We start from the raw sequence: 21,636 nt of genomic DNA on the forward strand, positions 1-21,636 counted from the left end.
CGCATGGTCAAGGAGTACAAGGCCGAGCTGATGCACCCGTACTACGCGGCCGAGCGCGGACTGGTCGACGACGTCATCGACCCCGCCGAGACCCGCGAGGTCCTCATCGCCTCACTCGCCATGCTCCGCAACAAGCACGCCGACCTGCCGTCCCGCAAGCACGGCAACCCCCCGCAGTAGTCGCAGAGCACGCAGCACCGCTGCCGAGCCCGCGAAGACCTGCCGAGAAGACGGAGAAACCACCCATGAGCACTGCTGCCGAGTCCGTGCTGCGAGTCGAGAAGGGTCTTGCCGACCCCGAGGAGCTGGCCGCGATAACCGCGGTCCTGCTCGCCCGCGCAGCCGCCCAGCCCGCCGCCGCCCCCGCCCACCGGGGCCGCAGCACCGCCGGATGGCGCCGTCTGGAGCGCACGCCGGGCTTCCGCGCCCCGCACTCCTGGCAGGGCTGACAGGACGCTTCCACGCGTGAGGCCCCGCACTCCCCGAGGAGTGCGGGGCCTCACGCGTGCGCGCGGTCCCCGGAACGTTGCGCGAAACGTCCCCGGAACGGATCCGTCCCCGGTCCGGGGCGGGCACGGGAGCGGGCCCGCCCCGGACCGGGGACGGCTTGGGGAGGTCCTGCCGACCGGCTAGCGGAGGCGCGCCATGAGGGCGTGCTCCACGAGCGTGATCAGCGCACTCTTGGCGTCCGCGCGGTGCCGCGCGTCCGTCGTCAGGATCGGCGTGTCGGGGCCGATCTGGAGTGCCTCGCGGACCTCGTCGGGGGTGTAGGGCTGGTGTCCGTCGAAGCCGTTGAGGGCGATGACGAAGGGGAGCCCGCTGTTCTCGAAGTAGTCGACGGCGGGGAAGCAGTCGGCGAGACGGCGGGTGTCGACGAGGACGACGGCGCCGATGGCGCCGCGGACCAGGTCGTCCCACATGAACCAGAAGCGGTCCTGTCCGGGCGTACCGAAGAGGTACAGGATCAGGTCCTGGTCCAGGGTGATGCGACCGAAGTCCATCGCCACCGTGGTGGTGGTCTTGTCCCCGGTGTGCGTCAGGTCGTCGATGCCCGCGGAAGCGGACGTCATCACGGCTTCGGTACGCAGCGGATTGATCTCCGAGACGGCACCGACGAACGTGGTCTTACCCACGCCGAAGCCCCCTGCCACCACGATCTTCGCCGAGGTAGTGGAGCGGGCCGCTCCGCCGCTAGAGCTTGCGAAGTCCACTGAGCACCCTTTCGAGCAGTGTCACATCTGGCTGGCCGCCGGCGGACTCGTTGCCGCCGGGCTGATGGATAGCGACGAGTCCGGCCTCGGCCAGGTCGGCTACGAGGATCCGGGCAACGCCGAGCGGGATCGAGAGCAGTGCCGAAATCTCGGCGACCGACTTGATCTCGAAGCACAGCCGGCAGATCCGCTGGTGCTCGGGCAACTGCCCTTGCAGCCGGGACGGATCAGCCGTGGTACTGACCAACGCCTCAATGGCGAGTTGGTAGCGCGGTCGGGTCCGGCCACCTGTCATGGCGTACGGACGGACCAGAGGATTGTGCGCGGCGGGCGTGGCCGGTTCGGGTGCCTGCCGCGGCTGCACGGGCTGAATACGGGGGGCCTGGGGCGCGTCGTAGCGGTGGGGGCGCTGCGAGGGCCACCCGGGGGCCTGCTGGGTGCCCTGCGGCTGCTGCTGGGGCTGCTGCGGCTGCCGGTAGGGCTGCTGGGCGCCCTGTCTGCTGGGTGCGGAGGGGAAATTGAACCGGTTGTCCCCGTGCTCACCCGATACGTTCCGGCCACCGTCATACCGGTGTCCGCCTGGGGGTGTTGTCACGATTCCTCCTCCGCCTGCCGGTCCCGATCCCAGTGGGTCCGCGCCACCGCACTTTATGGCGCGGTGGCGCGAAACGCACTGTCTGTCTATTAGTTAAGAAGACTTCCTTGAAGTTCGGCGCGGAGGTCGGGGGTCAGGACGTTGCCCGCCCGGTCGACAAGAAGGGCCATTTCGTACCCGACCAGGCCGATGTCGGCGTCCGGGTGGGCGAGGACGGCCAGCGAGGAACCGTCGGAGATGGACATGATGAAGAGGAATCCCCGCTCCATCTCCACCACCGTCTGATTCACGGCGCCGCCCTCGAAGATGCGGGAGGCGCCCGCAGTCAGCGAGGTCAGGCCGGAGGCGACGGCCGCCAGCTGGTCGGCGCGGTCGCGGGGGAATCCCTCGGACATGGCCAGCAGGAGTCCGTCGGCGGAGACCACCACCGTGTGGGACACCCCGGGGGTGTTGTCCACGAAGTTGGTGATCAACCAGTTCAGATTCTGCGCCGCCTGGCTCATCGGGCTCACACTAACGCTCCTGGTCGTAGGTATTACTGTCGTCCGAACCCGCGCTGCGTCCCCGGAGCACTCCCCGCCGCAGGTTGCTCAACCTGCCGCGGACGTCCTCGGGGGCGCGGGAAACCTGGGGGCCGCCCTGTTGGGTCTGCTCGGCCGTGCCCTCGACCAGATTGGCCTTGGGCACCCGCCGGGGAAGACCGGACGGGGTGACCCCGCCCGCCTTCGGATCCCGGAGCTTCTCGGCCCGCTCCCAGCGCTCGTCGTTCGCGGAGCGCCAGTCGTCGGCACCGTCACCGTTCTGCTGCGCGGGCGACGGCTGCGACGGCAGTTCCTCCTGCTGTCGCGGCTGCTGCTGCGCGGCGGGCCGGCTGTTGCCGCGACCGGTGGGCTGCCAGTGCTGCTGACCGCCCCGGCGCGGCAGACCGGCGTCGGTCAGCTCGTGGCCGGAGTTCGGGGTGGGCCCCGGACGGTCGAAGCCTACGCTCTGCGGCGACTTGGCGGGGAGGCTCGGCGCAGATTCCGTTTCCACCTGGGCCGACGGGTCGTACGGGCCCTGGTGGGCGCCCTGGTTCGACCAGTCCTCCTGATGGGACGGAGGAGCGAACTGTTCCCCGTGGGTCGGCTGGGCAGTTTCGCCAGCGGCATATGCGGCTTCCGTATGGCCGTCGGACAGGCCCTGACCGGGCTGCTCGGCGAAGCCCGCGTCACCGCGGTAGGGGTCGTAGCCGCCCTCGTACGGAGCCTGCTCGTACTGGTCCTGCTGCCGGGGCCGGCCGTACTGGTCCTGCTGCGGAGCCCGACCGTACTGGTCCTGCTGCTCGTACCGTTGCTCCGGCTCGTACCGTTGCTCCGGCTCGTACGGCTCCTGCCGGGGCTCCTGGGCGTAGCCGTTCGCCGGGTACTGGCCCTCGGCGTACTGCCCCTGCGGGAACTGCGGGTGCTCGCCGGCCGTCTGCGCCCCCAGCGCCGCCCGGCGCTCCTCGCGCATCAGGGAACGGCCCACCGGGTCCAGCTGCGCCGTTCCTCCCGGGTGCTGCTCGTAGCGCGAGTCGTCGAAGCCGAGCTCCGCCGCCGTACGCATCCCGGCCTGGGGCTGCTGCTCGAAGCCCTGCTGCTCCGGAATGATCGAGGAGACCGTGAAGTCGTCCGACGCGGGGTCCGGCTCGCCGCCGCCGCCGTGGGTGATGGCGTCCGGCAGCATGACCAGCGACGTGGTCCCGGCCTGCTCGCCCGAGGGGCGCAGCTGGACCCGGATGCCGTGCCGGTCGGCGAGCCGGCCGACCACGAACAGACCCATCCGCTGGGACACCGCGGCGTCCACGGTCGGCGGGTTGGCCAGCTTGTGGTTGATGTCGGCGAAGTCCTCGCCGGTGAGACCGATGCCCTTGTCGTGGATCTCGATCATCACGCGGCTGTCGGGCAGCCGGGTCGCGGTGACCCGGACCTTGGTCTGCGGCGAGGAGAAGGTGGTGGCGTTCTCCAGCAGCTCGGCCAGCAGGTGCACGAGGTCGGTGACGGACTGGCCGTGGATCTCGGTCTCCGGCACCCCGGAGAGTTCGATGCGCTCGTACGACTCCACCTCGGACGAGGCGGCCCGCAACACGTCGACCAGCGGGACCGGCTGGTTCCAGCGGCGCCCCGGCTCCTCGCCGGCGAGGACCAGGAGGTTCTCGCCGTTGCGGCGCATGCGGGTGGCCAGGTGGTCCAGGCGGAAGAGGTTCTCCAGCTGGTCCGGGTCGGCCTCGTTGTTCTCCAGGTCGGTGATGAGGGTCAGCTGGCCCTCGATCAGCGACTGGTTGCGGCGCGAGAGGTTGGTGAAGATCGCGTTGACGTTGCCCCGCAGCATGGCCTGCTCGGCGGCGAGCCGGACGGCCTCGCGGTGCACCTGGTCGAAGGCGCGGGCGACCTCGCCGATCTCGTCGTGGCTGTCGATCGGGATCGGCTGGACACGGGTGTCCACCCGGCCGGGGTCGGTCCGGGAGAGCTGGTCGACCAGGGCCGGCAGCCGCTGCTCGGCGATGCCGAAGGCGGCGGTGCGCAGCCGGCGCATCGAGCGGCTCATCTGCCGGGCCATGAGGCCGGCCAGGACGAAGGCGGCCAGCAGGGAGACGAGCACGACGGCGGCGTTCACGAAGGCGTCGGTCCTGGCCTCGGAGGAGATCTCCGCAGCCTCGGTCACGGCCTTGTCGACGAGCTCGTTCTCGACCGTGGCGTAGCCGTCGAACTTGGCCGTGGCGGCGGCCATCCAGGTCTCCGGCGTGATGCCCTTCTCGGCCAGCTTCTGGGGCGACTTGCCCTGGGAGATCTGCTCGGCCATGCCGTCGAAGACGGAACCGTCGATGCTGGGCGGGGCCACGAACGGCACGCCGGTGGCGTCGGCCTGCTCCTTGGCCTTCTTCAGCTTCGCGTTGCCCTCGTCGGCCTTGGCGGACAGCACCTGCTTCAGCCGGGAGGCGTCCTCCTCCTTGGCGCCGGAGGTGAACTCGCCGAGGGCGACCTCCTCCAGATAGTTGTACGAACCGAAGGCCTTGACCTGGGCGTCGAATATGGCGCTCTTCTGGCTCGGCCGCACCAGAAGGTGCATGCCGATGGAGCGCTGAAGCGATTCTGCAGCCTTGGCGAGCTCCAGCGCGTAGACCGAGCGGCCATAGCTGGTGATGTTGCCGGTGCCCAGCCCCAGCTCGTTGCTGAACTCCATCAGCGAGTGCTGGACCTTGACGTAGCCCTCCTCCGTCTTCACCGGGTCCATGGCCTCGGCGAAGGCGGCCTTGCGCAGCTCGGGAAGGGTGGGCTCCTCCAGTCGGAAGAGCCTCAGCCGTCGCTCCAGGCCCTCCGTCCTCGGCATGCCCTTGACGGCCTCGTCGAACTTGCCGGCAGCGCTGTCCGTGGTGGCTCGGACCCGGGAGACGACGGCGGCGTCACGCTTGTTCGACAGCAACGGCTGGGCGGAGAGGTCGCGCTCGTCGAGCAGCGCCTGGCCGTACTCGGCGGCGGCGCGCACGACCAGTGCGGTCTTTTCGGCGTCCTCGGCCTCGCGCCAGGTGTCGATCGACCCCTTCACCTGGAAACCGCCCATGACCAGGCCGACCACGACCGGGATCAGGAGAATGGCGTTCAGCCGGGTGGGCACCCGCCAGTTGCGGGGCGCCAGACGGCTGGTGCTGCCGCCGGGCATCGTCGCACCGGCGGACGGCGGCGCGGCAGGCGTCGGCGGAGTGAAATTGCCCCGCTCCTGCTGCGCCGTGGCGCCCTCGTTGCTTCGCCTCACTCGACCAACAACCTCTCGGCGTCGGCACCTACGCTGTGCCGTGTTTCGTTCAGGGTCGTACTACTCCGGAGTTCGACGAATTCCAGCACGGGGACCGGTTGCGTTCCAAACAGTCGGAAGCTGTCATTCCGAGTGGCGCAGACCTCAGATAAAACGGACATAAACAACGAGCCCCGTCAAAAGGCGGGGCTCATGTGAGCGCAGCGACACCACTCGGATGCGTCCGGTGTCGAACGCGGAGCAATTCTCTGTCGAAACGTTATGAATACGGGGGCGGATCGTGTCAAAGGACACAGTCCACCCCCGTTTGACTACGGCAACTACCGTACGGAAATACCGACTTGCGCCTACTTGAGTCGTGCCATGAGGGCGTGCTCCACGAGCGTGATCAGACCGCTCTTGGCGTCCGCGCGGTGCCGCGCGTCCGTCGTGATGATCGGCGTGTCGGGGCCGATCTGGAGTGCCTCGCGGACCTCGTCGGGGGTGTAGGGCTGGTGTCCGTCGAAGCCGTTGAGGGCGATGACGAAGGGGAGCCCGCTGTTCTCGAAGTAGTCGACGGCGGGGAAGCAGTCGGCGAGACGGCGGGTGTCGACGAGGACGACGGCGCCGATGGCGCCGCGGACCAGGTCGTCCCACATGAACCAGAAGCGGTCCTGTCCGGGCGTACCGAAGAGGTACAGGATCAGGTCCTGGTCCAGGGTGATGCGACCGAAGTCCATCGCGACGGTCGTCGTCGTCTTGCCGCCGGTGTGCGTCAGGTCGTCGATGCCCGCGGAAGCGGACGTCATCACGGCCTCGGTGCGCAACGGGTTGATCTCCGAGACGGCACCGACGAACGTGGTCTTGCCCACGCCGAAGCCCCCGGCCACCACGATCTTCGCCGAGGTGGTGGCACGGGCCGCACCGCCGCTAGAGCTTGCGAAGTCCACTGAGCACCCTTTCGAGCAGTGTCACGTCCGGCGCGCCGCCGGCCTCTCCGTTGCCCGGCTGGTGAATGGCCACCATGCCGGCTTCCGCCAGGTCCGCGACGAGGATCCGGGCCACCCCGAGCGGCATCGACAGCAGGGCCGAGACCTCGGCCACCGACTTGACCTCACGGCAGAGGTGGCAGATCCGCTGGTGCTCGGGAAGCAGCGTCCCCAGGTGCGCGGGGTCGGCCGTGGTGGATACCAGCGCCTCTATGGCGAGCTGGTAACGCGGCCGGGTCCGGCCACCGGTCATGGCGTACGGGCGGACCAGTGGCTGGTCGCCTTCACCGTCGTACGACGCGTGGTTCAGCGCGCCGTACGGGTCGGGTGAGGCGGGTGGCGGGGTCATGAATCCTCCGGGCGTGACAGCAGTTCGTCTTGCCGTCTGAAGGGGCCGGTAGGGGGCTCTAAGCGGCCGGACGGGCGAGGGATGAGGGCATGGGCTGGGTCGATCGAATCTGTCATCGGTCCGGGGCCGCCTAATGGAGCAGGCTGCCCTGGAGCTCGGCGCGGAGGTCGGGGGTCAGGACGGTGCCCGCGCGGTCGACCAGCAGGGCCATCTCGTACCCGACCAGGCCGATGTCGGCGTCCGGGTGGGCGAGGACGGCCAGTGAGGAGCCGTCCGAGATGGACATGAGGAAGAGGAAGCCGCGCTCCATCTCCACCACGGTCTGACTGACGGCGCCGCCCTCGAAGATGCGGGAGGCGCCCGCGGTCAGCGAGGTCAGGCCGGAGGCGACGGCCGCCAGCTGGTCGGCGCGGTCGCGGGGAAATCCTTCGGACATGGCCAGCAGGAGTCCGTCGGCGGAGACCACCACCGTGTGGGACACCCCGGGGGTGTTGTCCACGAAGTTGGTGATCAGCCAGTTCAGATTCTGCGCGGCCTGACTCATCGGGCTCAACTAACGCTCCTGCTGGTGAGTGGGGCCGAGTGGGAAACTGCCGGTCGACTGGTTGTTGTTGTTGGCCTGTCGACCCTGCTGGATGCCCCGGCGGAGATTGGTCAACCGCCCGCGCACGTCGTCGGGCGCGCGTGAGACCTGGGGGCCGGACTGGTGGTTCTGCTGCTGGGCGGTACCCGGCACCAGGTTGGCGCGGGGCACCCGGCGCGGAAGTCCGGAGGTGGTCACTCCGCCTGCCGCGGGCTTCTTGACCCGCTCCGCCTGCCGCACGAGTTCGTCGTTCGGCGAGGGACGCCAGGCGGGCGTGGCCCCGGTGTCCTCCGCGCCGGAGCGCGGGGCCTCGGGAGCGGACCGCTCCGGGGCCGGCCGCTGCGGGAGGGACCCGGACGCCTGCGGTTCGGGGGCCTGCTGCGGCTCGGGAGCCTGCTGCGGGCTGTGGAACCAGTTGGTCTCCAGGGTGTCGTACAGCGGCGTACGACCGTCCCCGGGACCGGCCGCCGGAGGCAGCGCCTCGGCCTGCGGCTGCGGCGGCAGGACCGGACGGTACTGCGCGTCGTCCGCCGCCGGGCGCGGGGCGCCGAAGTCCGGCTCGCCCTCCGGACCGCGCCGCAGCGGGGCGTCCAGGCCCTGAGGCTGGGCGGGCTGGGGCTGTCCGTAGTCGGGGCGGGCGAACTGTCCGGTGCTCGTCGGGTCCTGCGGGGCCGGGGCCGAGAAGTCCGGGCGGGCGAACTGTCCGGTGCCCGTCGGGTCCTGCGGGTTCTGGGCCGCGAAGTCGGGGCGGGCGAACTGTCCGGTGCCCGTCGGGTCCTGCGGGGCCGGGGCCGAGAAGTCCGGGCGGGCGAACTGCGCGGTGCTCGCCGGGTCCTGCGGGTTCTGGGCCGCGAAGTCGGGGCGGGCGAACTGTCCGGTGCCCGTCGGGTCCTGCGCGGAGAAGTCCGGGCGGGCGAACTGTCCGGTGCTCGTCGGGTCCTGCGGGGCCGGGGCCGAGAAGTCCGGGCGGGCGAACTCGGCGGTGGAACCGGGGCCCTCCCGGTCGTCCATGGTCGGCCGCGAGGGCAGCGGCGGGTTCATCGGCCGCTGGAACTGGCCGGTGGACTCGGGCTCCTCGTGACCGCGCGGGGCATCCGGTCGGCCTGGACGCGAACCGGACGGCTCCTCGGCGCCCCAACTGGTGGTCTGCGGGCGCTGCGGGGCGGGGTTGCCACCGGGCAGCTCGGCGCGCGGACCGCCGGCCGGGGGCAGCCGGAGACCGGGCTCGTCCTGGCCACCGGGGCGCTGGAAACCGCCCTGACCGGCCGGGGCCTGCTGGGGCCGGGGCTGCTGCGGCTGCTGCCACGGGGCGGGGGCGTTGCGGTCCTGGCGCCCCGGACCCTGCCGGTCCTGGTTCTGGCGGTTCTGGCCGAACAGGTCGGGACGGCCCGACTCCGCGAGACCCGCGCCGTCGCCCTGGCCGCGGCCACCGGCCCTGGCGCCGCCGAAGGCACCGGCGAGCCCGCCGCCGCCCTGACGCTGCGGCTGCTCCTGCCGGAAGACGTCCTGCGGACCCGTGCCGGGGGCCTGTCGACCCTGCTGGCCGCCGACGTCGCGCGAGGGCAGCGCGGCACGCGGCGTGGAGCCCGCACCGACCTGACCGCGCGAGGCACCCGGCCCCGAGGGGGCGCCGCCGATGCCGGGGCGCGAACCGGCGTTCGCACCCGGGCCGCCACCGCCGAGCAGGCCGGCGGGAGCGCCGGGCTGCTGCCCGGGGCCCTGCTTGGGAAGCGGCTGCTTGCCGCCGTGCGCGACGTCGACCGGCAGCATGACCAGCGCGGTCGTACCACCGGAGTCGGAGGGCCGCAGCTGGATCCGGATGCCGTGACGCAGGGACAGCCGGCCGACCACGAACAGACCCATGCGGCGGGAGACCGAGACGTCCACGGTGGGCGGCGAGGCGAGCCGCTCGTTGATCGCGGCGAGGTCCTCGGGGGAGAGGCCGATGCCGGTGTCGTGGATCTCGACGAGCACCCGCCCGTCGGGCAGCGCGTGACCGGTGACCCGGACCTTGGTCTGCGGCGAGGAGAACGACGTGGCGTTCTCCAGCAGCTCGGCGAGCAGGTGCACGAGGTCGTTGACGACGCGGCCGGCGACCTCGGTCGCGGGCACCGCCGCCAGTTCGATGCGCTCGTACTGCTCCACCTCGGAGGCGGCGGCACGGAGCACGTCGACCAGCGGGACGGGACGGGTCCACCGGCGGCCCGGCTCCTCGCCCGCGAGGACGAGGAGGTTCTCGCCGTTCCGGCGCATACGGGTCGCGAGGTGGTCGAGCTTGAACAGCGAGGAGAGCTGGTCCGGGTCGGCCTCGCGCGACTCCAGTTCGGAGATGAGCGAGAGCTGGCGCTGGATGAGGCCCTGGCTGCGGCGCGAGAGGTTGGTGAACATCGCGTTGACGTTGCCCCGGAGCAGGGCCTGCTCGGCGGCGAGGCGGACGGCCTCGCGGTGCACGTCGTCGAAGGCCGCGGCCACCTTGCCGATCTCGTCCCGGGAGTGCACACCGACCGACTCGACCGAGGTGTCCACGTCCTGCGGGTCGGCCTCGGAGAGCTGCTTGACGAGCTCGGGCAGCCGGTCCTGGGCGACGCGGGTGGCCGTGTCCTGGAGCCGCCGCAGCGAGCGGATCATCGACCGGGCGACGACGAAGGCACCGACCAGCGAGACGCCGAGCACGAGCAGGATGAGCGCACCGCTGATGATCGCTTCGCGCTTCGACTCGTCGCGGAGCTCGCGGGCCTTGCCCTCCATGTCGCTGAGGAGGGTCTCCTCGATGGTCTTCATCGCCTGGATCTTGGTCGAGCTCTGGTCGTACCAGTCCAGGTAGGAGCGCCGGGCCGTGCCTTCCATGCCGGTGGGGCTGGCCAGCACCTTCCTGGCGTAGGCGTTGGCCGCCTTGATCTCCGGGTTGCCCTCGTCCAGCGTGGAGGTCAGTTCCTCGGCGTTGTTGCCGGTCGCGCCGTACACCGCCTTGAAGGAGCGGAGCGCCGCGGCCTCCTTGCCCTGCGCGGACTCGCCGAACTGCCGGTCGTTCGGGTCGAGGTGCGGCTGCTTGTCGTTGCCGCCGGGCAGTGCCGCGGCGATGATCGCCCGCTGGACGGAGGCGTACTCCTTGGCGGAGGAGAAGGCCGCCAGCGCCCGGGTCCGCTTGATCATCTCGGAGTTGCTGGTCGCCTGCGCCATGTCCTGCGAGAGGCTCAGCAGCGAGGAGATCAGCTGGCTGTACTTGTCGACGGTCGAGAGGCTCGGGGCGCCCTTGACGTAGGCCGTCTTGCGGATCTCCCGGATCTCGGCCAGCTGGCCCGCGATCTGGTTGACGCTGGCGTAGATGCCCTCCAGGGCGTCGTCACCGGAGGGGTCGCCGATCGAGGTCGTCGCGTCGAGGAAGGCGGTCTTGGCCCGGTCGGTCTTCTTGCGGGGGTCGGTGACCTTGAAGTCGTCGGCCTTCACGCCGTTGGCCAGCGGACCGGCCGAACGGTCGCGCTCCTCCTGGAGCGCCTGGGCGAGCGAGGTCGCCTGCTTGGTCATCTTCGTCAGCAGCTGCATGTGGTCCAGCTGCTGGATGTCGTTCATCGAGTCGTTGATCCGCAGACCGCCGAGCGTGGTCGCGGCGACCACGGGAAGGGCGAGCAGGGAGACCAGACGGGTGCTGATGCGCCAGTTGCGAAGGGCCATGCGCGAGCCGCTGCCGGCGGAACCCTGGGACTTGGACGAGGGGGCGGCGTCGGCACCGCCCTCGGCCGTGGCACCGGGGTTCTGGGCGCGGTCGCCGCTGTCACCGGCCGCGGCCGGTCCGGGGTTCTGGGCGTGCTGGGGCGAGGAGCCGCGGTCGGTCCCGCCGTGCGGCTCCTGCTCCGCCGCAGCGCTGCCATCCCTCTTGAAACGTCCCTGCACTAGCGTCGCAACCTCTGGACCAGGCGTTCCGTCGCACGAGGCGGTGGAACGGTGTCGGCGTCGTGGAGCGTCGTACCCGCCCCATGGTGGTCATGAGTGGCCGGCGTCCTTCCCCTTTCCGCCGTCACTCGGCGCTGTGTTGCGCCCCCTGCGCGCCGGTTTGAAACCTGCGGCGGTGCGTGGAATTCCAGCACAGTGCCGGATCTCCAACAAGGGCCCCCTGCCTGCCTGGGACCTGGGTGACACATTGTGATGAATGAGTAACGAGCAGTGGAGAGTGATCATGGATGAATGTGTCGATTACGGACAGAAAGGCGAGTGGTGACAGGTGTCCCAGTCGGCATGATCAGGAGCGGAATGGATCATTCAGTGCCGTAATGTCCGTTTCGAGCGTGGCGATTCAGTGCCCGGAATGGGGCATTTTTCGGAACGGTCGTGAGCAAACTCACATGATGATCGCCGTCTCTTCCGGGCTCCCGGAGGGAATTGGATGTTTAGCCTGACGCTTTACAGGGATGGCAAATCCGACAACCGGCGCCCCTCCGGGCGGCGCCCGTACCGACAGGGTCCGAACGGCAGATGAAGAAGACGACGATGTTCCGCAACATTGCCAACCCCCGCCGCACCACGCTGGCGCACCTCAAGGACGCCGAGGGCCTGGGAGCGCCGGAACTGCGGGAGCACGCCGTCGACCTGCCGAACCAGACGGCCAATCCCCGCCGCACCATCCTCATGGAGGCCCCGGCCCCCGTCGCGGCCCCGGAATAGGCCGACCGGCCCGACCGGCCCCGGGCGCGCGGGCCCTACTTCCCGGCGACCCGCGCCCGCGCCGTCCGGCCCTCCCGGCGCCCCGTACCCGCGGCGCCGCCCCGCACCGGCCCCGTGCGTCCGCCCCGGGGTCCCTCGTGGCCTGCGCCCGTACGCGCCGGGCGGCGCCCGCCACCGGGCGGACTCCGCCGGGCGAGGCGATAGCCTGAAGTGTCAGTCTTCAGCCAGCCAGCAAGTGAGGGGCGACAGCATCCCGTGCGCATCGCCAGGTTCTCCATCGACGGCAATGTCGCCTTCGGCGCCGTGGAGGGCGACGGGCCCGACGGTCTCGTCCTCGACATCATCAAGGGCATCCCGTACGCCGAGTTCGAGCTCTCCGGCACCAAGGTCCCGCTGAGCAAGGTCCGCCTCCTGCCGCCCGTGCTCCCCAACAAGGTCGTGGCCATCGGCCGCAACTACGCGGAGCACGCCAAGGAGCTGGGCAACGAGGTACCGGACGTCCCCGTCGCCTTCTTCAAGCCCACCACCTCGGTGATCGGCTCCGGCGACGCCATCGAGTACCCCTCCTTCTCCAACGAACTCCACCACGAGGCCGAACTGGCCGTGGTCATCGGCCGCATGTGCCGGGAAGTTCCGCGCGAGCGCGTGAAGGACGTCATCTTCGGCTACACCTGCGCCAACGACGTCACCGCCCGCGACGCCCAGAAGCGGGAGAAGCAGTGGGCCCGCGCCAAGGGCTTCGACACGTCCTGCCCGCTCGGCCCCTGGGTGGAGACCGACCTCGACCCCGGCGACCTGACCATTCAGGCGACGGTCAACGGCGAGCAACGCCAACTGGGCCGCACGAGCGAGATGATCCGCTCGGTCGAGGACCTGGTCGTCCACATCACGGAAGCCATGACGCTGCTCCCGGGCGACGTGATCCTCACCGGCACTCCCGCAGGGGTCGGACCCCTCCACGTCGGCGACGAGGTCGCCGTCACCATCGAAGGCATCGGCACTCTCACCAACAAGGTGATCAAGCGTGGCTAACGCACCCGTACGCGTCCGTTTCTGTCCCTCGCCGACCGGCAACCCCCACGTGGGCCTGGTCCGCACCGCCCTGTTCAACTGGGCCTTCGCCCGGCACCACGGCGGCACCCTGGTCTTCCGCATCGAGGACACGGACGCGGCCCGTGACTCCGAGGAGTCCTACGAGCAGCTCCTGGACTCCATGCGCTGGCTCGGCTTCGACTGGGACGAGGGCCCCGAGATCGGCGGCCCGCACGCCCCGTACCGCCAGTCGCAGCGCATGGACATCTACAAGGACGTCGCCGACAAGCTCCTGGCCGGCGGGTACGCGTACCACTGCTACTGCACCACCGAGGAGCTCGACACCCGCCGCGACGCCGCCCGCGCCGCCGGGAGGCCCTCCGGCTACGACGGCCACTGCCGCGAGCTGAGCGCCGAGCAGGTCGCCGCGTACGAGGCCGAGGGCCGCACCTCCATCGTCCGCTTCCGGATGCCCGACGAGTCGATCACCTTCACCGACCTGGTCCGCGGCGAGCTGACCTTCCAGCCGGAGAACGTCCCGGACTACGGCATCGTCCGTGCCAACGGCGCCCCGCTCTACACGCTGGTCAACCCGGTCGACGACGCGCTGATGGAGATCACGCACGTCCTGCGCGGCGAGGACCTGCTCTCCTCCACCCCGCGCCAGATCGCCCTCTACAAGGCGCTCATCGAGCTGGGCATCGCCAAGGACACCCCCGCCTTCGGCCACCTGCCGTACGTCATGGGCGAGGGCAACAAGAAGCTCTCCAAGCGCGACCCGCAGGCCTCGCTCAACCTCTACCGCGAGCGCGGCTTCGTGCCCGAGGGGCTGCTCAACTACCTCTCCCTGCTGGGCTGGTCCATCGCCGAGGACCGGGACATCTTCTCCATCGACGAGATGGTGGCCGCGTTCGACATCAAGGACGTCAACGCCAACCCGGCGCGCTTCGACCTGAAGAAGTGCGAGCACGTCAACGCCGAGCACATCCGCCGGATGGACGTGAAGGCGTTCACCGAGGCGTGCGGCCCCTGGCTGAAGGCCCCGTTCGCCCCGTGGGCCCCGGAGTCCTTCGACGCGGCGCAGTTCGCGGAGATCGCCCCGCACGCCCAGACCCGCGTCACGGTCCTCTCGGACATCACGGCCAACGTCGACTTCCTCTTCCTCGACGAGCCGGCGACGGACGAGGCGTCCTGGAACAAGGCGATGAAGGAGGGCTCCGACGCCCTGCTCACCACGGCCCGCGCCAAGCTGGCCGACGCCGAGTGGAACGCCGAGGCCCTGAAGAACGCCATCCTCGCGGCGGGCGAGGAGCACGGCCTCAAGCTCGGCAAGGCCCAGGCTCCGGTCCGCGTCGCGGTCACCGGCCGCACGATCGGCCTGCCGCTCTTCGAGTCCCTGGAGATCCTGGGCCGCGAGAGGACCCTGGCCCGCGTCGACGCGGCCCTGGCGAAGCTCACCGCGTAACCTCGGAGCACCGGAACGCGCCCGCGGGAGGGGGCGGACGGCCGTACTGGCCGTCCGCCCCCTCCCGCCGTTTGCGCGCCCTCCTCGTCCGGGGGACGGGCTCATACGCTGGGCCGCATGACCATCCGCGCGGTCCTCTGGGACATCGACGACACGATCTTCGACCACACCGGTGCCGACCATGCCGGAATGCGCGAACACCTCGAACAGGAGGGCCTGCCCGAGGGGCACGAGTCCGTCGGGCGGGCCCTCGCCGTATGGCGGAAGCTCACCGAGGCGCACTGGGCGCGGTTCGCGGCCGGGGAGACCGATTTCCAGGGGCAGCGCCGGGACCGGGTGCGGGAGTTCCTCGCGCGGCCGCTGTCGGACGAGGAGGCCGACAGCTGGTTCGGCCGGCACGCCACCCACTACGAGGCCGCCTGGCGGCTCTTCCCGGACGTGCTGCCCGTCCTGGACGAACTGGCCGGCGGGTTCCGGCACGCGATCCTGACGAACTCCAGCATCCACAACCAGGACCGGAAGCTGCGCACGCTCGGGGTGCGGGACCGGTTCGAGGCCGTGGTGTGCGCCGTGGAGCTGGGCGTCTCCAAGCCCGAGGCCGGGGCCTTCCACGCCGCCTGCGAGGCGATGGCCCTGGAGCCGGGGGAGGTCGCGTACGTGGGGGACGAGCCCGACATCGACGCCGCGGGGGCGATCGCCGCCGGGCTGAAGGGGATCTGGCTGGACCGGAAGGAGCGGGGCGGGCGGCCCGAACTCCTCCGCATCGAGGGGCTCGACCAGCTGCCCGGGTTGCTGCTCGCCGATACCCGTTTTGGAGCGCCGGACACCTTCGGGTAATGTTCTTCCTGCGCCGCCCGAGAGGAACGGAAGAACCGAACGGGAAGCGCACGCCGAACAAAATCCCTTCCGGGGGTTGAGTTTTGGTGGGCTATGGTGTAATTGGCAACACTACGGTTTCTGGTACCGTCATTCTAGGTTCGAGTCCTGGTAGCCCAGCGCAGAAATGCAACAGCAGTAACAAGCCCCCGTTGTGTAGCGGCCTAGCACGCTGCCCTCTCACGGCAGTAGCGCCGGTTCGAATCCGGTCGGGGGTACAGATCCTTCCCGCGAGATCACCTGGGTCGCTCCCACGGTCTCGATGCAGGATCGCTAGGGCCCCCGTTGTGTAGCGGCCTAGCACGCTGCCCTCTCACGGCAGTAGCGCCGGTTCGAATCCGGTCGGGGGTACTTGTAACACCATGGGCTATGGTGTAATTGGCAACACTACGGTTTCTGGTACCGTCATTCTAGGTTCGAGTCCTGGTAGCCCAGCGCAGAAATGCAACAGCAGTAACAAGCCCCCGTTGTGTAGCGGCCTAGCACGCTGCCCTCTCACGGCAGTAGCGCCGGTTCGAATCCGGTCGGGGGTACAACAGCAGGAAACGGAAGGGCCCTTCACCTCGGTGAAGGGCCCTTCCGCTCGTTCTCGGAGCCCGTACCGCCGCACCGGCCCCTCCTCGGAGGGGCACGTCTTCATCATGTCCGGGTTCCGGGCGGCGACTTGATGTGTCGGCCGGGCCTGCTCGGCCAGGTGCTCGACGTCGCAGGGGCGGCCGAGGCGGATCGGCGCGCGGTGGGTGGGGGACGGGGCGCCGGTCTCCGGTGCCGTCGCCGGCCGAAGCGCTCCAGGAGCCGCTCGACGGCCTCCTTGGCCACCACGCGTACATGGCGCCCGGGGCGGGTACGACGCGATCTGCGCAGTCGTGCCGGTCCACGGACCGGCCGGGGCCGTCGGGGTGCTGTCGGCCGCCGGGCGGCGGACCGTCTCGCGCACCGCTCGTCCGCGGGGTGAGGTTCTGACGGGGCCGCCACGACGCTGGGGCGGCCGGGAAGTTGTCGAACGCGTCAGCCGTTGCGACGCAGGGCCTCGCTGAGCCTGGCCGCCGAATCGATGACCGCCTGGGCGTGCATCCGGCCCGGGTGCCGGGTCAGCCGCTCGATCGGTCCCGAGACCGAGACGGCGGCGACCACCCGGTTCGAGGGACCGCGCACCGGGGCCGAGACCGAGGCGACGCCCGGTTCGCGCTCGCCGATCGACTGGGCCCAGCCCCTGCGCCGTACGCCCGAGAGGGCCGTCGCCGTGAACCGGGCACCCTGGAGACCGCGGTGCAGGCGCTCCGGCTCCTCCCAGGCCATCAGGATCTGGGCCGACGAACCGGCCTTCATGGTGAGCGTGGAGCCGACCGGCACGGTGTCCCGCAGACCGGACAGCCGCTCCGCCGCCGCCACGCAGATCCGCATGTCGCCCTGCCGGCGGTAGAGCTGCGCGCTCTCGCCGGTGATGTCGCGCAGGTGGGTCAGCACCGGCCCGGCCGTGGCCAGCAGACGGTCCTCGCCGGCCGCGGCCGCGAGCTCCGCCAGCCGGGGGCCGAGAATGAAACGGCCCTGCATGTCCCTCGCCACCAGACGGTGGTGTTCCAGTGCCACGGCCAGTCGATGGGCCGTGGGCCGTGCGAGCCCGGTCGCCGCGACCAGCCCGGCGAGGGTGGCCGGACCGGACTCCAGAGCGCTCAATACGAGAGCCGCCTTGTCGAGAACGCCGACGCCGCTAGAGTTGTCCATACGACGATACTCCCGTCTCACTCTGTGAAACGCAAGTTCAATTTTTGGCGGAAGTTGCGAACCTGTACGAGGGGCCGCACGACGGCCCGTCTGCCACCGCCCCGCACGGGGTCGGGACGGCGGCGCACCGAATCTCTAGTTGGGCCGGCGAAGACGCCGGCCGGAGGGAAAGCGATGGGTAGGACACTCGCGGAGAAGGTCTGGGACGACCATGTCGTCCGGCGCGCCGAAGGCGAGCCCGACCTCCTCTTCATCGATCTGCACCTGCTGCACGAGGTGACCAGCCCGCAGGCCTTCGACGGCCTCCGGCAGGCCGGACGCCCGGTGCGGCGCCTCGATCTCACCATCGCCACCGAGGACCACAACACCCCGACCCTCGACATCGACAAGCCGATCGCCGACCCGGTCTCCCGCGCCCAGTTGGAGACCCTGCGCAAGAACTGCGCGGAGTTCGGCGTACGGCTGCACCCGCTGGGCGACGTGGAGCAGGGCGTCGTGCACGTGGTCGGCCCGCAGCTGGGGCTGACCCAGCCGGGCACCACGGTGGTCTGCGGCGACTCCCACACCTCCACGCACGGCGCCTTCGGCGCGCTGGCGTTCGGCATCGGCACCAGCCAGGTCGAGCACGTCCTGGCCACCCAGACCCTGCCGATGGCCCGCCCGAGGACCATGGCGATCACCGTCGACGGCGAACTGCCCGACGGCGTCACGGCCAAGGACCTGATCCTCGCGATCATCGCCCGCATCGGCACCGGCGGCGGCCAGGGCTACATCCTCGAATACCGCGGCCCGGCCATCGAGAAGCTCTCGATGGAGGCCCGGATGACCATCTGCAACATGTCGATCGAGGCCGGCGCCCGGGCAGGCATGATCGCCCCGGACGAGACCACCTTCGAATACCTGAGGGGCCGCGACCACGCCCCGCAGGGCGAGGACTGGGACGCCGCCGTCGCGTACTGGAAGACGCTGCGCACCGACGACGACGCGGTCTTCGACGCCGAGGTCGTCATCGACGCCACCGAGCTGGCGCCGTTCGTCACCTGGGGCACCAACCCCGGCCAGGGCGCGCCCCTGTCGGCGAACGTCCCCGATCCCGCTTCGTACGAGGACGCCTCGGAGCGGAACGCCGCCGAAAAGGCCCTGGAATACATGGGGTTGACCGCGGGCCAGCCGCTGCGCGAGATCAATGTGGACACCGTCTTCGTAGGCTCCTGCACCAACGGCCGGATCGAGGACCTGCGCAACGCGGCCGCTGTCCTGGACGGCCGCAGGGTCGCGGACGGCGTGCGGATGCTGGTCGTCCCCGGCTCGGTCCGGGTCGCCCTGCAGGCCGTCGAGGAGGGCCTGGACAAGGTCTTCACCGCCGCCGGCGCCGAATGGCGGCACGCGGGTTGCTCGATGTGCCTCGGCATGAACCCCGACCAGCTGGCCCCCGGCGAGCGCTCCGCCTCCACCTCGAACCGCAACTTCGAGGGCCGGCAGGGCAAGGGCGGCCGTACGCACCTGGTCTCCCCGCAGGTCGCCGCCGCCACCGCCGTGCTGGGCCGTCTGGCCTCGCCCGCCGACCTGTCCGACGCCCGTACCCCCGCCGGAGTCCGATAACCATGGAAGCTTTCACCACGCACACCGGCCGGGCCGTCCCGCTGCGCCGCAGCAACGTCGACACCGACCAGATCATCCCCGCCCACTGGCTGAAGAAGGTCACCCGCGACGGCTTCGAGGACGGCCTGTTCGAGGCATGGCGCAAGGACGGGGACTTCGTCCTCAACCGCCCGGAGCGCAAAGGCGCCACGGTCCTGGTGGCCGGCCCCGACTTCGGCACCGGCTCGTCCCGCGAGCACGCCGTGTGGGCCCTGCAGAACTACGGCTTCAAGGCCGTGATTTCCTCCCGCTTCGCCGACATCTTCCGCGGCAACTCGCTGAAGAACGGCCTGTTGACCGTCGTGCTCGACCAGAAGACCGTCGACGCGCTCTGGGAGCTGACCGAGGCCGACCCGACGGCCGAGATCACCGTCGACCTGGAGGGGCGCCAGGTGCGCGCCGAGGGGATCACCGTCGACTTCGAGCTCGACGAGAACGCCCGCTGGCGACTGCTGAACGGGCTGGATGACATCGGTCTCACCCTTCAGAACGAAGCGGACATCGCGACTTACGAGGCGACCAGGCCGGCCTTCAAGCCACGTACAATTAACGCCTGAGCAGCGCGTTTCCAGGACTGCGCCCCCTGCCTTCTGGTAGGGGGCGCAGTCGCTTGTTGAGACCCCGTCGGGCGACAACTCGCCCCAGATGGCACAATCGGTGCATGGAACGCGACAGCCAACTCGAGCTTTACGGCCAAGTCGCCGACCGATTGAAGGAAGCGCACACAAGAGTGCGCGCACTGCAAGTCCCGGAGGGCGTAAGGATGGCGCTGTCCCGGAAGCTGTTGGTCATCACGGCCGCGGCTAAGCACGATCTCCCGGACGCGGCAAGGCGTCTGGACCGGTTGATGAAGGACCTCGACGAGGGCCGATTCCCCGAAGGTGAGTGACTCTGCGGAACGACGCAGCGGTCGACTTCGTTGCGGCACTAGGGTGATTAGCCCGTTTCGTGTTTGATTTGCGGTATATATCTGCCTAACGTGCGAAAACGCTTGAACACTTTCGTTCTGGCAATGTCTCCGAAGGGGAAGACGTGAACAAGGCGCAGCTCGTAGAAGCGATTGCCGACAAGGTCGGAGGCCGTCAGCAGGCCGCCGACGCCGTCGACGCGGTGCTCGACGCGATCGTCCGTGCGGTTGTCGCGGGGGACCGTGTCTCGGTCACGGGCTTCGGCTCGTTCGAGAAGGTCGACCGCCCGGCCCGGTACGCCCGCAACCCGCAGACGGGTGAGCGCGTGCGGGTCAAGAAGACCTCGGTTCCCCGCTTCCGTGCGGGACAGGGCTTCAAGGACCTGGTGAGCGGCTCGAAGAAGCTCCCCAAGGGCGGCGAGGTGGCCGTGAAGAAGGCGCCCAAGGGCAGCCTCTCGGGCGGTGCTTCCACCCGCACGACGACCAAGGCCGCGGCGAAGAAGGCCGCCGCCAAGAAGGCCACGGCGAAGAAGGCCGCAGCCAAGAAGACCGTGACCGCCGCGAAGAAGACCACGGCGGCGAAGAAGACCACGGCGAAGAAGGCCACCCCGGCGGCCAAGAAGGCCACGGCCACGAAGAAGACCACCGCCGCGGCGGCGAAGAAGACGGCGACGAAGAAGACCACCGCCGCCAAGACCGCCCCCGCCAAGAAGGCCACGGCGAAGAAGGCGCCCGCGAAGAAGACCACGGCGCGCAAGACCACGGCCAAGAAGGCCACCGCACGGAAGAAGTGAGACCGAGCAGCACAGAGCGCTCACACGCACCGGGCCGGGCTCCCCTCGGGGGAGCCCGGCCCGCGGGCTGTCGTGGACGCGGCCTTCAGAACGTCTGCAGGGTCACCAGGGTGATCCGCAGGTCCGCACCCTCGCCGCTGCCCTCGATCCGCACCCGCTGCCCCGGCCGCAGCAGCAGCAGCCCGCCGGCGTCGAAGGCCCGGGCGTCGAACTCCACCGGGGTGCCGTCGTCGAGCAGCACGCTGCCGGTGCGGGTCTCGGGGTCGTACGTGTACGAGGTCGCCTGCATGGACGGCAGCCTAGCGGCCCGGGGCGGGGCGACCGGTCCGGTACGGGCGCCCGGGGCGCGTCCCCGGAAGGGCGGCGCTACCGCCGCGGCACGGCCCGGCGGATTCCCGCGTCCAGGTGTTCCGCGGTGTGTTCCGCCGTGTGCGGGCCGACGCCCAGGGCCAGCGCGGCCCGCAGATCCGCGCCGGTGTCCACGTCCTGGCGGACCGAATCGATACCGGTCAGGTCGGCCTCCACCGCCCCGGAGTCCAGATGCCGGCCCCGGGAAGGGCCGCCGAAAGCCGGGCACAATTCCACCCCGGGCGCGGCCGACAGAAATGTTGTGCCGATTCCCGCCGCATCCGTCACAAATGTTCGCGGGAATTCGGCGGAGTAATTGAGCACCCGGGCCAATTCCCCGGGACGCAGGGCCGGGAGATCGGCGTTGAGCGCGGCGAGGGCGGCCCGGGGCCGCCGGGCCCGTACCGTGCGCGCGCCGTGCGCCAGCGCGGCGTTGAGCCCGCGGTCGGGCTCGTCGGGCACGACGCGCGCGCCGAGCGCGGTGAGCGCGGCCCCGGCCTCCGCGTCGTCCGTGACCACCACCACATCCAGCACCGCCGGGCAGGACAGGGCGGCTGCCACGGTGTCCCGGGCGAAGGCGAGGGCGAGTCGCGGACGCAGCGCGTCCCCCGTCGCGGGCGCCAGCCTGCTCTTGGCCCGGGCCAAGGGCTTCAACGGGACGACCAGGGACCAGGGACCGGTCGGGTCGGTGTTCGTGGCGATCTCCCCCTCG

Annotated in this window: 21 protein-coding genes and 5 tRNA genes; 15 read left to right on the top strand and 11 right to left on the bottom strand. The window is 70.4% G+C overall.

Going from position 1 to position 21,636, the window contains the following annotated elements:
* Together ACFYW1_RS30180 and ACFYW1_RS30185 are read left to right on the top strand one after the other, a co-directional pair.
* Positions 1-180: carboxyl transferase domain-containing protein (locus tag ACFYW1_RS30180; RefSeq protein WP_356937001.1), on the top strand; the 180-nt coding region annotated here is incomplete at its 5' end.
* A gap of 65 nt (positions 181-245) precedes the next feature.
* A complete protein-coding gene (locus ACFYW1_RS30185; RefSeq protein WP_148839502.1) occupies positions 246-449 on the top strand; it encodes an acyl-CoA carboxylase subunit epsilon in 204 nt (67 codons plus the stop codon).
* A gap of 180 nt (positions 450-629) precedes the next feature.
* On the opposite strand, the gene ACFYW1_RS30190 is transcribed toward ACFYW1_RS30185, so the two are convergent.
* The 8 genes from ACFYW1_RS30190 to ACFYW1_RS30225 all read right to left on the bottom strand — a co-directional run bounded on the left by ACFYW1_RS30190 (position 630) and on the right by ACFYW1_RS30225 (position 11,368).
* Positions 630-1,211 carry an ATP/GTP-binding protein gene (locus ACFYW1_RS30190; protein WP_014048542.1) on the bottom strand — a complete coding sequence of 194 codons (582 nt, stop codon included), beginning with the start codon at positions 1,209-1,211 and terminating at the stop codon, positions 630-632.
* The gene (locus tag ACFYW1_RS30195; protein WP_389000162.1) at positions 1,192-1,806 is read right to left on the bottom strand and encodes a DUF742 domain-containing protein; all 615 of its coding nucleotides are present in this window, start codon (positions 1,804-1,806) and stop codon (positions 1,192-1,194) included. The genes ACFYW1_RS30190 and ACFYW1_RS30195 overlap by 20 nt, the downstream gene beginning before the upstream one ends.
* Positions 1,807-1,895: 89 nt before the next feature.
* A complete protein-coding gene (locus tag ACFYW1_RS30200; RefSeq protein WP_266365203.1) occupies positions 1,896-2,309 on the bottom strand; it encodes a roadblock/LC7 domain-containing protein in 414 nt (137 codons plus the stop codon).
* A gap of 10 nt (positions 2,310-2,319) precedes the next feature.
* Entirely contained in the window at positions 2,320-5,577 is a 3,258-nt protein-coding gene (locus ACFYW1_RS30205; protein ID WP_389000165.1) for a nitrate- and nitrite sensing domain-containing protein, read from the bottom strand.
* Between the two features lie 347 nt (positions 5,578-5,924).
* The gene (locus ACFYW1_RS30210) at positions 5,925-6,506 is read right to left on the bottom strand and encodes an ATP/GTP-binding protein (protein WP_072487286.1); all 582 of its coding nucleotides are present in this window, start codon (positions 6,504-6,506) and stop codon (positions 5,925-5,927) included.
* Positions 6,487-6,894, bottom strand: a complete 408-nt coding sequence (locus ACFYW1_RS30215; protein WP_148839506.1) for a DUF742 domain-containing protein — start codon at positions 6,892-6,894, stop codon at positions 6,487-6,489. Before ACFYW1_RS30215 ends, ACFYW1_RS30210 begins: the two co-directional genes overlap by 20 nt.
* 130 nt (positions 6,895-7,024) lie before the next feature.
* Positions 7,025-7,438: a roadblock/LC7 domain-containing protein gene (locus ACFYW1_RS30220; protein ID WP_006127850.1), complete on the bottom strand. Its 414-nt coding sequence runs from the start codon at positions 7,436-7,438 to the stop codon at positions 7,025-7,027.
* A gap of 9 nt (positions 7,439-7,447) precedes the next feature.
* Entirely contained in the window at positions 7,448-11,368 is a 3,921-nt protein-coding gene (locus tag ACFYW1_RS30225) for a nitrate- and nitrite sensing domain-containing protein (RefSeq protein WP_389000169.1), read from the bottom strand.
* Between the two features lie 579 nt (positions 11,369-11,947).
* On the opposite strand from ACFYW1_RS30225, the gene ACFYW1_RS30230 reads away from it, so the two are divergent.
* The 9 genes from ACFYW1_RS30230 (at position 11,948) to ACFYW1_RS30270 (ending at position 16,042) form a co-directional block, all read left to right on the top strand.
* Positions 11,948-12,136: a hypothetical protein gene (locus ACFYW1_RS30230; RefSeq protein ID WP_356933310.1), complete on the top strand. Its 189-nt coding sequence runs from the start codon at positions 11,948-11,950 to the stop codon at positions 12,134-12,136.
* Positions 12,137-12,391: 255 nt separating this feature from the next.
* Entirely contained in the window at positions 12,392-13,168 is a 777-nt protein-coding gene (locus tag ACFYW1_RS30235) for a fumarylacetoacetate hydrolase family protein (protein WP_389000172.1), read from the top strand.
* Positions 13,161-14,633, top strand: a complete 1,473-nt coding sequence (gltX, locus tag ACFYW1_RS30240; RefSeq protein ID WP_389000175.1) for a glutamate--tRNA ligase — start codon at positions 13,161-13,163, stop codon at positions 14,631-14,633. The genes ACFYW1_RS30235 and gltX overlap by 8 nt, the downstream gene beginning before the upstream one ends.
* 117 nt (positions 14,634-14,750) lie before the next feature.
* Complete coding sequence (locus ACFYW1_RS30245; protein ID WP_389000178.1) at positions 14,751-15,470, top strand: HAD family hydrolase; 720 nt, start codon at positions 14,751-14,753, stop codon at positions 15,468-15,470.
* 87 nt (positions 15,471-15,557) lie between these two features.
* A tRNA-Gln gene (locus ACFYW1_RS30250) sits at positions 15,558-15,629 on the top strand.
* A 25-nt stretch (positions 15,630-15,654) separates the two neighbouring features.
* Positions 15,655-15,727: transfer RNA gene (locus ACFYW1_RS30255), tRNA-Glu, on the top strand.
* Between the two features lie 60 nt (positions 15,728-15,787).
* Positions 15,788-15,860, top strand: a tRNA-Glu gene (locus tag ACFYW1_RS30260).
* A 12-nt stretch (positions 15,861-15,872) separates the two neighbouring features.
* Positions 15,873-15,944, top strand: a tRNA-Gln gene (locus ACFYW1_RS30265).
* Positions 15,945-15,969: 25 nt separating this feature from the next.
* Positions 15,970-16,042 (top strand) — tRNA-Glu (locus ACFYW1_RS30270).
* A gap of 475 nt (positions 16,043-16,517) precedes the next feature.
* Here ACFYW1_RS30270 and ndgR read toward each other — a convergent pair.
* Positions 16,518-17,234 carry an IclR family transcriptional regulator NdgR gene (gene ndgR / locus ACFYW1_RS30275; RefSeq protein WP_376685104.1) on the bottom strand — a complete coding sequence of 239 codons (717 nt, stop codon included), beginning with the start codon at positions 17,232-17,234 and terminating at the stop codon, positions 16,518-16,520.
* A 174-nt stretch (positions 17,235-17,408) separates the two neighbouring features.
* Here ndgR and leuC point away from each other — a divergent pair, with 174 nt between their 5' ends.
* The 4 genes from leuC to ACFYW1_RS30295 all read left to right on the top strand — a co-directional run bounded on the left by leuC (position 17,409) and on the right by ACFYW1_RS30295 (position 20,576).
* Positions 17,409-18,836: a 3-isopropylmalate dehydratase large subunit gene (gene leuC / locus ACFYW1_RS30280; protein ID WP_389000182.1), complete on the top strand. Its 1,428-nt coding sequence runs from the start codon at positions 17,409-17,411 to the stop codon at positions 18,834-18,836.
* A 2-nt stretch (positions 18,837-18,838) separates the two neighbouring features.
* On the top strand, positions 18,839-19,432 hold the full coding sequence (leuD, locus tag ACFYW1_RS30285; RefSeq protein ID WP_389000185.1) for a 3-isopropylmalate dehydratase small subunit: 594 nt from the start codon (positions 18,839-18,841) through the stop codon (positions 19,430-19,432).
* 104 nt (positions 19,433-19,536) lie between these two features.
* Positions 19,537-19,764 carry a hypothetical protein gene (locus ACFYW1_RS30290; protein ID WP_148839522.1) on the top strand — a complete coding sequence of 76 codons (228 nt, stop codon included), beginning with the start codon at positions 19,537-19,539 and terminating at the stop codon, positions 19,762-19,764.
* Positions 19,765-19,907: 143 nt separating this feature from the next.
* Complete coding sequence (locus tag ACFYW1_RS30295; RefSeq protein WP_389000189.1) at positions 19,908-20,576, top strand: HU family DNA-binding protein; 669 nt, start codon at positions 19,908-19,910, stop codon at positions 20,574-20,576.
* A gap of 85 nt (positions 20,577-20,661) precedes the next feature.
* Here the strand turns inward: ACFYW1_RS30295 and ACFYW1_RS30300 are convergent, their stop codons facing one another.
* Positions 20,662-20,865, bottom strand: coding sequence for a hypothetical protein (locus tag ACFYW1_RS30300; RefSeq protein WP_283854264.1), 204 nt, complete (start codon positions 20,863-20,865; stop codon positions 20,662-20,664).
* Positions 20,866-20,942: 77 nt separating this feature from the next.
* Complete coding sequence (gene cofC / locus ACFYW1_RS30305; RefSeq protein WP_389000419.1) at positions 20,943-21,626, bottom strand: 2-phospho-L-lactate guanylyltransferase; 684 nt, start codon at positions 21,624-21,626, stop codon at positions 20,943-20,945.
* Positions 21,627-21,636: the final 10 nt, after the last annotated feature.

Origin of the sequence: Streptomyces sp. NPDC002669 (genome assembly GCF_042889165.1) — a bacterium.
Classification (GTDB): domain Bacteria; phylum Actinomycetota; class Actinomycetes; order Streptomycetales; family Streptomycetaceae; genus Streptomyces.

Excerpts from the sequence above, each read along its gene's own strand:
- ACFYW1_RS30185 (WP_148839502.1), top strand. The coding sequence starts at position 246 with ATGAGCACTGCTGCCGAGTCCGTGCTGCGAGTCGAGAAGGGTCTTGCC.
- ACFYW1_RS30200 (WP_266365203.1), bottom strand. The coding sequence starts at position 2,309 with ATGAGCCAGGCGGCGCAGAATCTGAACTGGTTGATCACCAACTTCGTG.
- ACFYW1_RS30215 (WP_148839506.1), bottom strand. The coding sequence starts at position 6,894 with ATGACCCCGCCACCCGCCTCACCCGACCCGTACGGCGCGCTGAACCAC.
- ACFYW1_RS30220 (WP_006127850.1), bottom strand. The coding sequence starts at position 7,438 with ATGAGTCAGGCCGCGCAGAATCTGAACTGGCTGATCACCAACTTCGTG.
- ACFYW1_RS30230 (WP_356933310.1), top strand. The coding sequence starts at position 11,948 with ATGAAGAAGACGACGATGTTCCGCAACATTGCCAACCCCCGCCGCACC.
- ACFYW1_RS30245 (WP_389000178.1), top strand. The coding sequence starts at position 14,751 with ATGACCATCCGCGCGGTCCTCTGGGACATCGACGACACGATCTTCGAC.
- ndgR (WP_376685104.1), bottom strand. The coding sequence starts at position 17,234 with ATGGACAACTCTAGCGGCGTCGGCGTTCTCGACAAGGCGGCTCTCGTA.
- leuC (WP_389000182.1), top strand. The coding sequence starts at position 17,409 with ATGGGTAGGACACTCGCGGAGAAGGTCTGGGACGACCATGTCGTCCGG.
- leuD (WP_389000185.1), top strand. The coding sequence starts at position 18,839 with ATGGAAGCTTTCACCACGCACACCGGCCGGGCCGTCCCGCTGCGCCGC.
- ACFYW1_RS30290 (WP_148839522.1), top strand. The coding sequence starts at position 19,537 with ATGGAACGCGACAGCCAACTCGAGCTTTACGGCCAAGTCGCCGACCGA.
- ACFYW1_RS30300 (WP_283854264.1), bottom strand. The coding sequence starts at position 20,865 with ATGCAGGCGACCTCGTACACGTACGACCCCGAGACCCGCACCGGCAGC.